Source organism: Streptomyces sp. NPDC088817 (assembly GCF_044750345.1).
Classification (GTDB): domain Bacteria; phylum Actinomycetota; class Actinomycetes; order Streptomycetales; family Streptomycetaceae; genus Streptomyces.
Genome location: NZ_JBIVJN010000008.1, coordinates 1 through 14,495, shown reverse-complemented (window position 1 = coordinate 14,495; position 14,495 = coordinate 1). Strand labels below are relative to the sequence as shown.

The following is a 14,495-nucleotide window of genomic DNA, read 5'->3' as shown; positions in this document are numbered from 1 at the left end:
CCGCGACGGACTCGCCGGGCTTCACCTGGGCGCCGTCACCGGATGCGCCTGCATGGGGCTGACCCGGCACATCTGGAAGGTGCCGTACCGCCGGGTGGCCGACATGGCCCGCCGCGCCGCCCGCCGCCACACGTACGCCGGTGTCGCCATCACGGCGATCAGACCCGCCAGGGCCGGCAGTTCTGAGCCCCGCCCCTTCTCACATGGCCGACCGGCCGTCGCCTCTCGCCTTGGGATCGCCAGCAGTGAACTGGCCGGCAACCGCACTCCTCGAAGAACGACCCCATCCCACGAGCAAGCTGTCGAGCCACGCATCAAGCCTCAAGAGCGGGCGCCGGGCGGCACAGCAGGCCCCTGGTAGCCGCAAGTCAGCAACGCGGGACCGGTCGGCGGACCGGTGGAGGAAGTCGAGCCGGTCCACTGCACCGGGTGCCCGCAGCGTGCTGCCGCGCCTGTCCTCGTCACCGGGCCTCGATGCCCAGGCCGGTTCCGCCAGGGCCTGCGGGCCGACAGGGTGTTGACGTGGACGAGCATGGACCGGAGCAGGTGCGCGGCGAGCATCGAGGTCTCGGCGTGCTCCCGGCCGTGCGAGCGGGCCGGTGGGCGGCGGGGCGTTCACGACCGGTTCACGGAGGCGTCGACGTCCTCGCCGCCGAGGCCGAACAGCCGGTCGTCGCTCCACCATTCCGGCGTCTCGTCGACGACCGGGGTGAGCTCCAGCAGCGTCACCTCGTTGCGGCCCAGGACGAGGTCCACGTCGGCGCGCCCGCCGGCGACGGGCACGCTCCGGTGCGAGCGGGTGGGTTCGGCGGCCTCACGGAGAGCGTCGAGCTGGCGGTTGCCGGGCGCGAGCGGCCGTCCCATCTCGCACCAGGCGGCCCAGGGGTTGCCGGCGTCCTCGCTCACGGAGCGGCGGCGAGCGAAGGCGGAGCCCTGCGCGTTGGGGGCGCCGACGGGCAGGGACAGCCGGACGGTGTGGCCGTCGACGGGATCGCCGCCGGCCGGGTCGGCCGGCGCCCAGGCCAGCACGGTGACGCGTCCGTCGTTGTGCCGCGTCGCCAGGTGGTCCTCGCCGCGGGCGAGCACCTGCTCGCCCATCTCGGCCATGAACGTGTACAGGTGATAGGTGGGCTTCTTGATCTGACGGTGCGTCAGCAAGCCGAAGCCTCCGTGGAACGGCGCGGTGGGAATGCCCACCTCCTCGAACACGTCGCTGAACGTCCAGTACGAAAAGGAGTCCGCGAGGTCACCCCCGTTCACCAGCACCGGCGCAAGATACGCCGCGTGGAACGCGGTGTCGTGGACCGGGTTGTCCGGCCGGTACGAGGAGTTGAACTCGGTGATGTGGAGCGGCAGGCCCGCGAGCCCGGTGCCCGCCAACTGCCGCCGTGGGGCGCCGAACTGCTCCAGCAGCGCCGACGCCGGCATGAGCGTCTGGTGAGCGCCGAACGGCACGGGCTGGACGGGGCCGGAGGAGTAGGCGTGGCGGCTCACGAAGTCGATCGGCAGGTCGCGGGCCTCGACGAACTCGGCGAAGCGCTGGATCCACTCGTCCTCGTAACCCGGCGCCAGTGAGGGGCCGCCGACCTGGAGTTCGGCGTCGACCTCCTTGACGGCCAGCGAGGTCACCTCGTAGAGGCGGTGGTAGGCGTTCTGGTCCGCGGACCAGAACGGCGCCAGGTTGGGCTCGTTCCACACCTCGATCGGCCACCGGCGCACCTGGTCGATGCCGTAGCGGTCGACCAGGTGCCCGATGACGGCGCGGATGAGGTCCGCCCACTCCTTCTCGTCGCGAGGAGGAGTGACGTTGCCCTTCCACCAGAACACGGTGTCGTCGCCGGAGGCGAGCCCGGACGGCATGAAGCCGAGTTCGAGGAAGGGCGCGATACCCATCCCCAGGAAGGCGTCCACGACCTGGTCGACGTACGTGAAGGCGTGGCGCACGCGTCGCTCGCCGGCGTAGTCGTAGGGGCGGTGGACGCCCATCCCGTCGCTGAGCAGGCCGTGCCCCCGGATGTACCGGAAACCGATCTCCCGCTGAACGAGGTCGAGCGACTCCTGGTAGTCGCGCCGCAGCGCGAGGTCGAACCGGCCCGTGCCGACGCAGTGGCGCCAGGCGTCGGAGAGCCGGGCTGTCGGCTGTCGGGGGACGACGATCCGCATGGTGGGTTCCTTTGCTGCAGTGCGGTGCGGTGCGGGACTCGCCGGGGCGGGCGGGTGGACCAACCGGCTCTCGCTCAACGTGCTGCGCACCGTAGGGAGACGGGAAAACGGCGTCAAGACATCGAGCGGTCCGCCTGTCGGCGTCCGGCGCCCGCCCGGCGCCCGCCCCGGCCGGCCGGGGCCCGGCCGGGTGCGACTGAGCACGTTCCTGATCGCCACCGCACCCGTTCGTGATCACGTACGACGACTGCCGCGTCAGTAACGATTGCGCAACTTGCGAAAACTGTTGGTTGCCGCTCGTTCATTTCTGGCGGTACACCTTGCCTCTACTTCGCGGACGGCCCATCAGTTTGCGCAAACTATCAGCAGTTGGATCACTGACAACAGATCAGGGAGTTCCCACGATGATGAGGAAAACCCGCAGCGCGACGGCTGCCGCGATCGGCTTGTGCATGGCACTCGCCGCTGCCGGCTGCGCCGGCGGCGGCGACAGCGGTTCGTCCGATGGCCATGGCACGGTGACCCTCTGGACGAACGCGATGGAAGGGCGCGGTGCGCAGTACTGGAAGGACGCCGCGAAGGCGTACCACGCGCTGCACCCGGACGTCACGGTCAAGATCCAGTCGGTCCAGAACGAGGACCTCGACGGCAAGCTGCAGAACGCGCTCAACTCGAACTCCGCGCCCGACATCTTCCTGCAGCGCGGTGGCGGCAAGATGCAGGCCATGGTCGACGCCGGCCAGATCCAGGCACTGGAACTGGCCGACACCGACAAGGCGAACGTGGGCGAAGCGGCCCTCGAAGGCGTCTCGATCGACGGCAAGGTCTACGCGATGCCGCTCGACACGCAGCCCGAGGGCATCTACTACAGCAAGGACCTTTTCAAGAAGGCCGGCATCACCTCGGCGCCGACGACGATGGACGAGCTCAAGGACGCCGTCGAGAAGCTGAAGGCGATCAAGGTCGCGCCGATCGCGGTCGGCGCCAAGGACGCCTGGCCGGCCGCGCACTGGTACTACAACTTCGCCCTGCGCGAGTGCAGCCAGGAGAGCACGCAGGAGGCCGCCAAGTCGCTCACGTTCGACGACCCGTGCTGGACCAAGGCCGGCGAAGACCTCGCTGAACTCCTGGAGACCGAACCCTTCCAGAAGGGTTTCCTGACGGCAACGTCGCAGCAGGGCGCCGGGTCCTCGGCGGGCATGATCGCCAACCACAAGGCGGCCATGGAGCTCATGGGCAACTGGGATCCCGGTGTGATCGCCGATCTGACCCCGGACAAGAAGCCGCTCCCCGACCTGGGCTGGTTCCCCTTCCCCGCCGTGCCCGGCGGGAAGGGCGACCCGACCGCCATCATGGGCGGCGCCGGCGGATACTCGCTCTCCAAGAACGCGCCGAAGGAGGCCCTGGGCTTCCTCCAGTTCGTCGTGACCAAGGAGCAGCAGGAGGCCTACGCCGAGGCCTTCGACACCATCCCGGTGAACAAGGAAGCCCAGGGGGTCGTCACCGAGCCCTACAACATCTCGGCACTGCAGGCCTTCAACAAGGCCGCCTACTCGATGCAGTTCCTCGACACCGTGTACGGCCAGAACGTCGGCAACGCCATGAACATCGCCGTCGTGAACCTGATGGCCGGCAAGGGCTCCGCCACCGACATCGCCAAGGACGTCAAAGCTGCCGCCGAGAAGGGCTGATTAAGCAGACATGAGCGACACCCTGGGCACTGACACGGCCGACGGCCGCCAGTCGCAGGGCACGCCCGGAGCCGGGGACGCGGCCACGTCCGTGCCCCCGGCTCCGCCGCGAGCGGCTGCGCACCGCCGAGGCCGTGCCAGGATGCGACTGGAGATCGCGGTCCTGTCCGCACCTGCGATCATCACGTTCCTGGCATTCGTGATCTTCCCGGTCGCGCTCGCCGCGTACTACGGCTTCTACCAGTGGAAAGGCTACGGAGAGCCCACCGACTGGGTCGGCCTGAACAACTACAAGCTGATCCTCACCGACCCCGCGTTCCACGACGTCCTGTGGCACAACGGCCTGATCCTGGTGCTCTCACTGGTCATCCAGGGTCCGCTGGCGATCGTCCTCGCGCTCCTGCTCAACCAGAAGATCCGCGGCCGCTCGACCATCCGCGTCCTGATCTTCGTGCCCTACATCATCTCCGAGGTCATCGTCGGCACCGGCTGGAGCCTGATGCTCCAGAGCAACGGAGCCGTCAACGACCTGCTGCACCGGATCGGCCTGGGCTCCCTGGAAGCCGACTGGATCGCCGACCCGGACCTGGCCGTCTGGACTCTGATGGCCATCATCACGTGGAAGTACATCGGCTTCGCGGTGATCCTGATGCTCGCCGGCCTGCAGTCGATCCCCGACGAGATCTTCGAGGCCGCGCAGATCGACGGCGCCTCCTACTGGCAGATCCAGCGCCGCATAACGCTGCCGCTGCTGGGGCCGACGATCCGCATCTGGGCCTTCCTGTCCATCATCGGCTCGCTGCAGTTGTTCGACCTCGTCTACATCATCTGGGGCCAGTACGTCTCGGGCACGGCGGGTACCTCGACCATGGCGATCTACATGCTCGCCCAGGGCCGCAACGCGGGCAACTACGGCTACGGAAGCGCCGTCGCGGTCGTGATGTTCGCGATCTCGCTCATCGTCGCGCTGATCTACCAGCGCTTCGTCCTGCGCCGCGACCTCAGGGGCGCCGTCACCGAAGGGACCGTGTGATGAGCGCGACGACCACCATCTCCCGGATGTCCCCCGGCCCGGAGCCGAAGGTACCAACCGGCCGCCGCGACAACCGCGACAAGCCACAGAAGTGGGGCAACCACGTCACCTACTTCATCGCGCTGCTCTTCGTCGGCGTCTGCATCGCACCGGTTCTCTACATCGTGCTCGGCGGATTCCGCACCAACTCGCAGATCACCACGGACCCCGCCGCCCTGCCGCGCCCCTGGGTGGTCGGCAACTACATCGACATCCTGAAGTCGACGGTGTTCTGGGGCGAGTTCGCCAACTCCCTCATCGTCGCGATCACCAGCACCGTCGGCATCGTCGCCCTCGGTCTGATGGTGAGCTTCGTGATCGCACGCTACGACTTCAAGCTCAAGGGCGCGATGTACTCCCTGTTCGCCGCGGGCCTGATGTTCCCGATGGTCATCGCGATCACTCCGCTGTACCTCGTCATCAAGGACCTCGGTCTCGTCGACAACCTGCTCGGCGTGATCATCCCGCAGATCGCCTTCGGCCTGCCGACGACCGTCATCATCCTCGTGCCGTTCCTCAGAGCCATCCCGAACGAGATCGAGGAGGCCGCCGCGATCGACGGCATGAGCCGACTCGGATTCTTCTTCCGCATGGTGGTTCCGCTGTCGCTGCCCGGTGTGGTCACCGTCGGCATCCTCGGATTCGTCGGCAGCTGGAACAACTACCTCCTGCCCCTGTACGTCCTCAACTCGCAGGCGAACTACACCCTGCCGCTCGGCGTCCAGGTGTTCTCCTCGCAGTACTCCACGGACACCGCGAAGGTTCTCGCCTTCACCTCACTCGCCATGCTGCCCGCACTGATCTTCTTCTCGATCTTCGAGAAGCGCATCGTCGGCGGCCTCACCGGCGCCGTGAAGGGCTGACACCGGTACCAGGACCTGAACCGGGCCGTCCCACGCCTGCCCCTGCCATGCCTTTCGGCAAGGGCAGGCCGCTGACCGACGGCACCACCCAGCCCGCGACACCCCCGCGCCATCCCCCGGAAAGGACCGCCGCATTGCCCCGCGCCCACATCGAACTCGACAGGCAGGCCGTCATCGCTCCTGTCCGGCGCCGCACCTTCGGCTCGTTCGTCGAGCACCTCGGCCGCTGCGTGTACACCGGGCTCTACGAGCCCGAACACCCGAGCGCGAACGATGACGGGTTCCGCATGGACGTCGTCGAGCTCGTCAGAGAGCTCGGCAGCACGACCATCCGCTACCCGGGCGGCAACTTCGTCTCCGGGTTCCGCTGGGAAGACTCCGTCGGCCCCCGCGAAAAACGCCCGGTACGCCGCGACCTCGCCTGGCGCTCGCTCGAATCGAACCAGGTCGGCCTCGACGAGTTCGCCGGCTGGCTCAAGCTCACCGACTCCGAACTGATGCTGGCGGTCAACGTGGCCACACGAGGCATCCTGCCCGCCCTGGACCTGCTCGAGTACGCCAACCACCCATCCGGCACAGCGCTGTCGGACCTGCGCATCGCCCACGGCACACCGGAACCGCACAACGTGCGCATGTGGTGCCTCGGCAACGAAATGGACGGCCCCTGGCAGACCGGATTCATGACGGCGGACGACTACGGCAAGACAGCCGCCCGCACCGCCGCCGCGATGAAGAGGGCCGACAAGGACCTCGAACTCGTCGTCTGCGGCTCCTCCGGATCCACCATGCCGACATTCGGCGACTGGGAGCGCACCGTACTCGAGCACAGCTACGACCACGTCGACTACGTCTCGTGCCACGCGTACTACCAGGAGCACGACGGCGACCTCGGCTCCTTCCTCGCCTCGGCGATCGACATGGACTACTTCATCGACACCGTCGTCGCGACTGCCGACCACGTGGGGCACAAGAAACGCTCCAACAAGAAGATCAACGTCTCGTTCGACGAGTGGAACGTCTGGTATCTCAAGGAACACCAGGAGTCCGAGAAGATCCACGACGAGTGGCGCCACGCCCCCCGGCTCCTGGAGGACACTTACACGGTGGCGGACGCCGTCGTCGTCGGCAACCTGCTGATGACGCTCCTCCGCCGCAGCGACCGCGTCACCTCGGCATCCCTCGCACAGCTCGTCAACGTGATCGCTCCGATCATGACCGAGCCCGGCGGCCCGGCCTGGCGCCAGACGACCTTCTACCCGTTCTCGATCACGAGCCGGCTCGCCTCCGGCGAGGTGATCCGACCCCTGATCGAGGCGCCGACGTACGAAACGGCGCGCTACGGAGAGGCATCCGTCGTCGACGCCGTCGCGACCGTCGACGAGGGCCGGGCCGCGGTCTTCCTCGTCAACCGCGACCTGGCGGAAGCCGCGCAGGTCACGATCGATGTGCGCAGCTTCGGCTCCTCGCGCATCACCGAGGCGGTCACCCTCGCCGACTCCGACGTGTACGCGAAGAACACGCTCGCCCAGCAGGACCGGGTGACCCCGGCCGCGAACGCCGGCGCGGCACTCGCCGACGGCCTGCTCACCATCGGACTACCGCCGACGTCGTGGACGGCGGTCGCCCTCCGGTGAGGGACGACACGAGCCCCGTTCAGAAGCCGGCCCCGCTCCGGCGCGGCGACCCGGCCCGTGAATCGCCGGACCCGGTCGCCGAACGCCGCGAGGTGACCTGTGCGTTGCGCGATGGAAAACGGCTTCGGACCGTCCTGCTGGTTCCGCACGGGACCGGGCCGTGGCCGACCCTGCTGACCCGCCATCCCTATGACGTGACCAGTGAGGAACACGACGGGACGCTCGACGTCGGGCGCCTCGTCGCCGCCGGTTACCTCGTCGCGCTCCAGGACGTACGTGGGCCGCTTCGGCTCCGAAGGCGTCTTCGACCCTTGTGCGCAGGAGGCGGCCGACGGCGCCGACGTCCTCCAGGTCGTGACGACAGCACCGCGATGAGACCGACCGGAACACGCCCGCCCGCGTCATCGGCGTGGCGGGGCGGGTCCGGTGGAGGCACGGACGACCAGCTCGGTGGCCAGCTCCATGCGGGCGGGGGCCCGGGCGCCGCCGCCTTCGCCCCGGGAGAGCTCGATCAGGAGCTTGACCGCCGCGGCGCCCAACTCGGTGCTGGGCTGTCTGACGGTCGTCAGCCCGGGGGTGATGTACTGCGCTTCGGGCAGGTCGTCGAAGCCAATGACACTGATGTCCTCGGGAATCCGCAGGCCCCGGGCGTCCAGTGCGTCGTAGATGCCGAGTGCCATGGAGTCCGCGCAGGCGAAGATCCCCGTGATCCCCGGGTCGCTGTCGAGCAGGGAGTGGGTGGCGGTCGTCGCCTTGGCGCGGTTCCATCCGCCGTAGGTCACCGACGCCGTGGCACTGCCGGCGGTCGCCGTGTCGGCCGCCGCACGGAAACCGTCGACGCGCGCTCGGCTGAAGAGATGGCGGGCATGGCCGGCGACCACCCCCATCCGCACATGGCCGAGGGACAGAAGGTGCTCAGCGGCCATACGGCCACCTTCCCAGTTCGCCACGCCGATGCTTGCCACCCCTGACGGCGGTGTGCTCATCGGGTCGATCAGCACCACGGGGACGCCTGCGGCGACGAGTGCGCTGAACTGCCGGGAGGCGGGATCGACCAGCGTCCCGATAGCGCCGACGGTGCGCCTTCTCAGAACCCGCGACACCCAGTCGCCGTGCGGCTCGGCGAGCGTCAGTACGACGTCGAGTCCCGCTGCTGCCGCTTCCCGCCCGACCCCGGCTATCAGCAGGTTCGCCCATGACCCCTCGAAGTGGGTGACCAAGAGATCGAGCACGTTGGACAAGCCGCTCTCGTCCCGTACGCTCTCGCCCTTGGACCCGGCCCGGCGGGTGTAGCCGACGGCTTGCACGGCTTCCATGACCTTCGCGCGCGTCTCCGCCGAGACGTCGGTTCCGCCTCGCAGCACCTTGGACACGGTGGGCACGCTCGTACCGGCGGTTTTGGCCACCACGGACAGTGTGGGGCGCGAGCCGGCTGGTCGGGGAGGCATGGGGGACAGGTTAACCCGGCGAGGAGGCCGTCCGGGGGCCGGGGAGGCACCTCAGCCGGGGTCGAGTCGGCTGCGGGCGGGTGCCCCGCACCCTGCGGGCGGGTGCCCCGCAGGGTGCGGCACCCGCCCGCACACCGAGCGTCACACGGACGGCGCCGGGGCGTACTCGAACCAGTCGAAGGCGACCGTGCCCTCGGTGGCGTACATGCCGATCACACGGCCGGTGAAGCCGCAGGCGACCTCGGTGGACAGGTAGCGCCCGTCCAGCTCGGCGAGCGGCCGGGCATCCGGAGCGTCGGGATCGCCGAGCCAGAAGGCGATGGTGTCGGGGCCCGTGGTGCCGCCGTCGGTGAGTTCGGGCGACGCGGGCACGAGGTCTGACGTCCGGATCGTCACGGTGAGGGGCAGCGGCCCGGCCGGGACCGGTCGGCGGGCCACGGTCTGGCGCAGCGGTCCGATCCGGGCGACGACGCCGACCTCCCCGTCCCCGGCCTCCACCTCGTAGTGGTGGGCCTCGTCCAGGCGCACGCAGAGACCACCGCGTCCCGTACGCGGGTCGATCACGGTGGTGACGCGGCAGTCGTGGTGCTGCTGGCGGCGGCCGACGAAGGTGTACCCGGGGCGGTCGAGGGTGGGGCCGGTGGCGCTGAGGACCAGCCGGCCAGGGCGCTCGGTGAGCGACCAGGAGCCCTCCGGGCGGGCGAACGGCGAGATCCAGTGCGGCGCGAGAGCGGGCCCGTCGAAGTCGTCGCGGGCGGGCGGGGCCGGAACGGGATGCCAGGCACCGCCCGGGGCCGCGTGGCTCTCGGGAACGGGCGCGACGACGGGCCAGCCGTCCTCGTCCCACTCCACGGGGGTCAGGAACGTCTCGCGGCCGAGCACGTGCACGTCGGGCGTGAAGCCGCCGGGGCGGACGCCGAGCAGCGCCATCCACCAGCTGCCGTCGGGAGCCTCCACCAGGTCGGCGTGGCCGGTGTTCTGGATGGAGCGGGCGGTACCGCTGTGGGACAGCAGGGGGTTGGCGGGTGCGCCCTCCCAGGGGCCGCGCGGCGAGCGGCTGCGGGCTATGGACACGCTGTGGCCGCGTTCCGTGCCGCCTTCCGCGATCAGCAGGTACCACCAGTCGCCGATGCGGTAGAGGTGCGGCGCCTCGGGGTACTTGAGGCCGCTGCCCGACCACGCGGCGAAAGGCCCCTCCAGCACCTCGCCCTTGAACGGGTCGATCCTGGCCATGTTGATGCCTCCTTCAGGGCCGGAGAAGGCGCACCAGCAGGTGCCGTCCTCCTCCCACGCCAGGTCGGGGTCGATCCCGGACAGGTCGATCCACACCGGGTCGCTCCACGGCCCCTCGGGCCGCTCGGCCGAGACGACGAAGTTGCCGCCACCGTCGACATTGGTGTTGATGACCCAGTAGCGGCCGTCGTGGTGGCGGATCGTGGGGGCGTAGAGGCCTCCGGACGCCTTGGCGCCGGGGAGGGGCAGCGGCAGTTGCCCGGGCCGGTCGAGCACGTTGCCGATGTGCTCCCAGTGCACGAGGTCCTTGCTGTGGAAGAGCGGCAGCCCCGGGAAGTACTCGAAGCTGGAGCACACCAGGTAGTAGTCGTCACCGACCCGGCACACGCTCGGATCGGGGTGGAACCCGCTGATCACAGGGTTGTCGTACATATGCACGGAAACGTCCTCCCTTCGAGCCGCCGGGCGCCATGCAGCGAGTCCAGGCGAGCGTTCGGTTCTCGATTGTCCGTCGCGGGGACCGGACGGTTGTGACGCCACCCATCAGGCCGTGCCGATCGCGAGGGTCGCCGCCACCACGGCGGCGACCCTCGCGATCATCAGGGATGTCTTGTGCAGGCCTTGTCAGGCGCGGCTCCAGCGTTGGTTGTTGCCGTTCGAGCAGGAGTAGAGCTGGATCAGCGTGCCGTTCGCGGTGCCGCCCCCGACGGCGTCGAGGCAGAGGCCGGACTGGACACCGACGATGGAGCCGTCGGAGTTGAGGCGCCACTTCTGGTTGTCGCCGCCCCAGCAGCTGTATATCTGGACCTTGGCGCCGTTTCCGGTGCCGGCGGCGTCCAGGCACTTGTTGCCGTAGACCCTGAGCTCGCCGGCGCCGGTGTACGTCCACTGCTGGTTGGTGCCGCTGTGGCAGTCCCACAGCTGGACCTGGGTGCCGTCGGTGGTGCTGGTGCCGGGCACGTCCAGGCAGCGGCCCGAACCGACGCCCTTGATCGTTCCGCCGTCCGCAGGCGGTGTGGTGGAGCCGCCGTTGAGTGCGTTGAGGACGGCGGTGTAGGCAGACTTCTTGCTGCCGTCGTTGTTGAACAGCAGCGGCGTCTGCTCCGATCGCCAGGAGTCGCTGTCGCGCACACCCCAGACGGTGATGCCGAGGCAGCGCGGGACGGCCAGGCAGTCGTTGACCACATTGGCGTAGGTCGAGGCCGGGGCACCCTGGATGTCGAGTTCGGTGACGGCCACGTCGACGCCGAGGGCGGCGAAGTTCCCCAGGGTGCTGCGGAAGTTGCTGTTGTAGGGGCTGCCGCTGTTGAAGTGCGACTGGAAGCCGACGCAGTCGATCGGCACGCCGCGCTGCTTGAAGTCCCGGACCATGGCATACATGGCCTGGGTCTTGGCCCAGGTCCAGTCCTCGACGTTGTAGTCGTTGTAGCAGAGCTTGGCGGCCGGGTCGGCGGCGCGCGCGGTGCGGAAGGCGACCTCGATCCAGTCATTGCCGGTGCGTTGCAGGTTGGAGTCGCGCCGGGCTCCCGAACCGCCGTCGGCGAAGGCCTCGTTCACGACGTCCCACTGTGCGATCTTGCCCTTGAAGTGGCCCATCACGCCGTTGATGTGGTCGATCATCGCCTGGCGCAGTGCGCTGCCGCTGAGGCTCTGCATCCAGCCGGGCTGCTGGGAGTGCCAGGCCAGGGTGTGACCGCGCACCTGCTTGCCGTTCTGCACCGCCCAGTTGTAGACGCGGTCGGCGGCGGTGAAGTTGAACTGGCCCCGCTGCGGTTCGGTGGCGTCGATCTTCATCTCGTTCTCGGCCGTCACCGAGTTGAACTCACGGGCCGCGATCGTCGCGTACGTCGAGTCGCCCAGCCTGCCCGAGGCGATGGCGGTGCCGAAGTAGCGGCCGCTCTGCGCCGCCGCGGCGCCGAGCGTGCTCTCGGCGGCGTGTGCGGTCGGCGGCGAGACCAGTGCGGCGACCACACCGAGGACGCCGGCGACCAGCGCCAACAGCAGAACGTGGATCTTCCGTCGGACAACGGGTCTGGGAAGGGCATAAGAGACCATGACTGTGCCTCCAAGGTAGAAATAACGGAATCACCGGACACCGCGGTCATGGGACCCGGGAGGATCTCAGCCGGCACGGACGGCGCCCGGTCTGCCACCGAGTGACGTACGCCGGGCGGCAGCGGTCTCTCGGCACAGGCACGGGGGTACTCCATCGCGGCTCAGCCGGGGGGGGGCGTCACGCGGCGTCGCATACCTCTCCGACTGCACGGAGCGTCAGGATGCGCCGGCGCGAGCCTCACCGGAACGAAAACGGGGTGGCGCAGGTGCGCCGAGGCGCGGCTCTTCGTGCAGCTGTGCTCGGCTCTGCCGTGCAGCACAGTCCGCCCAGGACAATGCGGTTCGAAATCTCGACCAATGGTCGACTTACCAGACAGGATGATTGAGGGATTGACGGTGACTCGTCAACCCTCCCGGCTGGAAAAGTTTCCGCTCTCCATTCGAAACTTTCGAATCCCCGGTCGAGCCGGGCGGATCCCTGGACTGGTGAGCCGTATCGCGAACTTGCGGGGGCTTTCGGTCGGCTCGACAGCTTGTCACGCCCGAAGTGGGGGAACTGTTTGTGGACAGATCGACGACAGGCCTTGACCAGAGGGCCCCGCCTTCCTAGCTTGTGGCGTCACGGAACCGGGATGACTTCGAAACTTTCGAAACGGTCCCCGCCCGCGGCGCGGCCGCTCCGCAATTCGTCGGCGTCACCTCACCCCGCCCCAAGGAGGCCCTCTGATGTGGTTTCGCCACCCGTCCCGGGTCCGTTCACGCTTACTCGGCGTCCTTGCGCCCTTGCTGCTCGTGGCCGCCTTCCTCGGTGCCCAGCCCGCCGAGGCCGCGAGCGTAGACCCCAACGCCTCGTATGTGCTGGTCAACCGCAACAGCGGGAAAGCCCTGGATGTCTACAACATGGCGACCGACGACGGCGCCCGCATCACCCAGTGGACCAGGAACAACCAGAACCAGCAGCAGTGGCAGTTCGTCGATTCCGGGGACGGCTACTACCGCATCAAGTCCCGCCACTCGGGCAAGGTGCTCGACGTCTACAACTGGTCCACCGCGAACGGCGGCTCGATCGTCCAGTGGACGGACCTGAACGGCACCAACCAGCAGTGGCGGCCGGCCGACAGCTCGGACGGCTACGTGAGACTCATCTCGCGCCACAGCAACAAGGCCCTCGAAGTACAAGGCGCCTCCACCGCCGACAACGCGAACATCGTCCAGTACGACGACTGGGGCGGCGCCAACCAGCAGTGGCAGCTCGTCAAGGTCAGCGCCGACACCCCCGGCCCGTGCGATCTTCCGTCGACCTACCGCTGGACATCAACGGGCGCGCTGGCGCAGCCCAAGCAGGGGTGGGTCTCGCTCAAGGACTTCACCGTCGCCCCCTACAACGGCAGACAACTCGTCTATGCGACCACGCACGACACGGGGACGAGGTGGGGTTCGATGAACTTCGGCCTGTTCACCAATTGGTCGGAGATGGCATCGGCCAGCCAGAACACGATGTCCAGTTCCGCCGTCGCACCCACGCTCTTCCACTTCGCGCCGAAGAACATCTGGGTGCTCGCCTACCAATGGGGCGGGACCGCCTTCTCCTACCGGACGTCGAGCGACCCCACCAACCCGAATGGCTGGTCGTCCGAGCAGGTGCTCTTCTCCGGAAGCATCTCCGGCTCCGGAACAGGACCCATCGACCAGACACTCATCGGTGACGGCACGAACATGTACCTGTTCTTCGCCGGCGACAACGGCAAGATCTACCGGGCCAGTATGCCGATCGGGAACTTCCCGGGCAGCTTCGGCTCGACCTCGACAGTGATCATGAGCGATACGACGAACAACCTGTTCGAAGCCCCGCAGGTCTACAAGCTGCAGGACCAGAACCGTTACCTCATGATCGTCGAGGCGATCGGCTCGCAGGGCCGGTACTTCCGCTCGTTCACGGCCACCAGTCTGAACGGCTCATGGACGCCCCAGGCTGCGACCGAGAGCAATCCCTTCGCCGGCAAGGCCAACAGTGGCGCCACCTGGACCAACGACATCAGCCATGGCGAACTGATCCGCACCAGTCCCGATCAGACCATGACCGTCAATCCCTGCAATCTGCAGTTGCTCCACCAGGGACGCAGCCCCAACTCCGGCGGCGACTACGGCCTCCTGCCCTACCGTCCGGGCCTGCTGACACTGCAGCGCTGACGGCAGGACGCGGGTCCGGCTGCGGTAGGGAGCCGGGGGGGGGGGGGGGGGGGGGGCGCCCCCCCCCCCCCCCCCCGGGTAATATTAAAAAAAAGAAACCAAGGCCCGCGGTTGGTGGTGGTTGTAATAAGGGAGGATGTATGAGG

Annotated in this window: 9 protein-coding genes and 2 pseudogenes; 7 read left to right on the top strand and 4 right to left on the bottom strand. The window is 68.4% G+C overall.

Annotated features, from left to right (window positions below; all coding sequences use genetic code 11):
- Positions 1 to 34: 34 nt before the first annotated feature.
- Positions 35 to 124 (top strand): annotated as a pseudogene (locus ACIP4X_RS16410) (decarboxylase); the annotation flags it as partial.
- Between the two features lie 491 nt (positions 125 to 615).
- Here ACIP4X_RS16410 and ACIP4X_RS16405 read toward each other — a convergent pair.
- Positions 616 to 2,163, bottom strand: coding sequence for a xylan 1,4-beta-xylosidase (locus ACIP4X_RS16405; RefSeq protein WP_401348867.1), 1,548 nt, complete (start codon positions 2,161 to 2,163; stop codon positions 616 to 618).
- Positions 2,164 to 2,567: 404 nt separating this feature from the next.
- On the opposite strand from ACIP4X_RS16405, the gene ACIP4X_RS16400 reads away from it, so the two are divergent.
- The 5 genes and pseudogenes from ACIP4X_RS16400 to ACIP4X_RS16380 all read left to right on the top strand — a co-directional run.
- Positions 2,568 to 3,854, top strand: a complete 1,287-nt coding sequence (locus tag ACIP4X_RS16400; protein ID WP_401348864.1) for an ABC transporter substrate-binding protein — start codon at positions 2,568 to 2,570, stop codon at positions 3,852 to 3,854.
- 10 nt (positions 3,855 to 3,864) lie between these two features.
- The gene (locus ACIP4X_RS16395; RefSeq protein ID WP_358729913.1) at positions 3,865 to 4,887 is read left to right on the top strand and encodes a sugar ABC transporter permease; all 1,023 of its coding nucleotides are present in this window, start codon (positions 3,865 to 3,867) and stop codon (positions 4,885 to 4,887) included.
- Positions 4,887 to 5,789 carry a carbohydrate ABC transporter permease gene (locus ACIP4X_RS16390; RefSeq protein ID WP_401348861.1) on the top strand — a complete coding sequence of 301 codons (903 nt, stop codon included), beginning with the start codon at positions 4,887 to 4,889 and terminating at the stop codon, positions 5,787 to 5,789. Before ACIP4X_RS16395 ends, ACIP4X_RS16390 begins: the two co-directional genes overlap by 1 nt.
- A 134-nt stretch (positions 5,790 to 5,923) precedes the next feature.
- Complete coding sequence (locus tag ACIP4X_RS16385; RefSeq protein WP_358729935.1) at positions 5,924 to 7,423, top strand: alpha-N-arabinofuranosidase; 1,500 nt, start codon at positions 5,924 to 5,926, stop codon at positions 7,421 to 7,423.
- Positions 7,399 to 7,644: pseudogene (locus tag ACIP4X_RS16380) on the top strand (hypothetical protein); the annotation flags it as partial. The gene ACIP4X_RS16385 and the pseudogene ACIP4X_RS16380, both read left to right, overlap by 25 nt.
- 180 nt (positions 7,645 to 7,824) lie before the next feature.
- Here ACIP4X_RS16380 and ACIP4X_RS16375 read toward each other — a convergent pair.
- The 3 genes from ACIP4X_RS16375 to ACIP4X_RS16365 form a co-directional block, all read right to left on the bottom strand.
- Positions 7,825 to 8,871: a LacI family DNA-binding transcriptional regulator gene (locus tag ACIP4X_RS16375; protein ID WP_358729915.1), complete on the bottom strand. Its 1,047-nt coding sequence runs from the start codon at positions 8,869 to 8,871 to the stop codon at positions 7,825 to 7,827.
- 141 nt (positions 8,872 to 9,012) lie between these two features.
- Positions 9,013 to 10,536 (bottom strand): glycoside hydrolase family 43 protein, encoded by a 1,524-nt coding sequence (locus ACIP4X_RS16370; RefSeq protein ID WP_358729916.1) that lies wholly within the window; start codon positions 10,534 to 10,536, stop codon positions 9,013 to 9,015.
- Positions 10,537 to 10,728: 192 nt separating this feature from the next.
- Positions 10,729 to 12,159, bottom strand: coding sequence for an endo-1,4-beta-xylanase (locus ACIP4X_RS16365; RefSeq protein WP_401348857.1), 1,431 nt, complete (start codon positions 12,157 to 12,159; stop codon positions 10,729 to 10,731).
- A gap of 726 nt (positions 12,160 to 12,885) precedes the next feature.
- On the opposite strand from ACIP4X_RS16365, the gene ACIP4X_RS16360 reads away from it, so the two are divergent.
- Positions 12,886 to 14,349, top strand: a complete 1,464-nt coding sequence (locus ACIP4X_RS16360; RefSeq protein ID WP_358729918.1) for a non-reducing end alpha-L-arabinofuranosidase family hydrolase — start codon at positions 12,886 to 12,888, stop codon at positions 14,347 to 14,349.
- Positions 14,350 to 14,495 lie beyond the last annotated feature (146 nt).